We start from the raw sequence: 1,257 nt of genomic DNA, 5'->3' as shown, positions 1-1,257 counted from the left end.
GTGAAGTCGTATTTAAGCAAACTGGAATCAGTCAATATCGAGCCGCAGGAATTATTGCAACTGGAAGATCCTGCACTGGAAAACAAGTTCCATGCAGGCAATCCGGCTTACAAAGATCCAAGATACGTGCATTTGAAGGGTAAACTTGATTACTTCCGAACCCAACTAAAAGATGTAGGCGTAACCAAGAAATTGCTCTGGGAAGAATACATTCAGGCCTTCCCGCACGGGTACGGCTATTCTCAGTTTTGCTTTCACCTACATCAGCAGCTTGTTGCCGCCAGGTCGTCTTCGGTCCTTATTTTCCAGCCCGCAGATAAACTCATGGTCGATTTTGCAGGTAAGCAGTTGCATTACATAGACCGACAGACAGGTGAAGTGATTGCGTGTCAGGTGTTTGTTGCCTGTCTTCCTTTCTCGGATTATGCCTTTGCTATGGCAGTTCCCAGCCAACGGATCGGCGACTTCCTGTATGCTCTTTCCTGTTGTCTGAACGAACTGGGTGGTGTACCAAAAGCTTTGGTTCCTGATAATTTAAAGTCTGCCGTGATAAGAGCTGACCGTTATGAGCCTCAGATTAACCAGAGCCTGGACGACTTTGCTAATCACTATAATATGTCGGTGGTACCGGCAAGAGCGGGCAAACCTAAAGACAAAAGTAAGGTTGAGAACCAGGTCAAGCTTTTATACACCCGGGTTTATGCCAAGCTTCGTAACCGTCAGTTTTTTGATATCACTTCCCTAAACGAAGCGATAAAAGAAAAAATCAACGAGCATAACCAGACGCGCATGCAGCGAAAGGATTACTGCCGTCAGGAACGGTTCCTGGCCGTAGAAAAACCACTGCTGTTACCATTGCCTGAGCAGCACTTTGAGCTGAAGTATTACTGTGAACCCAAGGTTGCCCATAGTGGTCATGTCTGTATCATGAAGCACTTTTACAGTGTTCCCTACGCGCTGACGGGCATAAAGGTAAAGGTTGTTTATACCCGGAATATGGTCAACATTTATGCGCACGGAAAGATGGTCGCTGTTCATATCCGCAGCTATTTAAAGGGAGGATATTCTTCTGTAAAAGAACATCTGAGTTCTCAAAACCAGGCTTATCTGGACCGTAGCCCTACTTATTACCTTCAAAAGGCCAGAAGTAAATCCGAAGACTTATATCTTCTGGTCGAGCAGATCTTCCAGCAGGACCGTTATCCTGAGCAGCTCTACCGAAGCTGCGATGGTCTTTTTCGTCTGCACCGCGATACT

General features: G+C 46.1%; 1 protein-coding gene. It reads left to right on the top strand.

Annotated elements, in window-relative coordinates; all coding sequences use genetic code 11:
* A partial coding sequence (istA, locus tag LZG71_RS30340; protein ID WP_233827034.1) for an IS21 family transposase occupies window positions 1–1,257 on the top strand: 1,257 nt, incomplete at both ends.

Origin of the sequence: Dyadobacter sp. CY312 (assembly GCF_021390535.1) — a bacterium.
Lineage (GTDB): Bacteria > Bacteroidota > Bacteroidia > Cytophagales > Spirosomataceae > Dyadobacter.
Note: the sequence above shows the minus strand (reverse complement) of the source record. Positions and strands in the feature narration are given on the sequence as shown.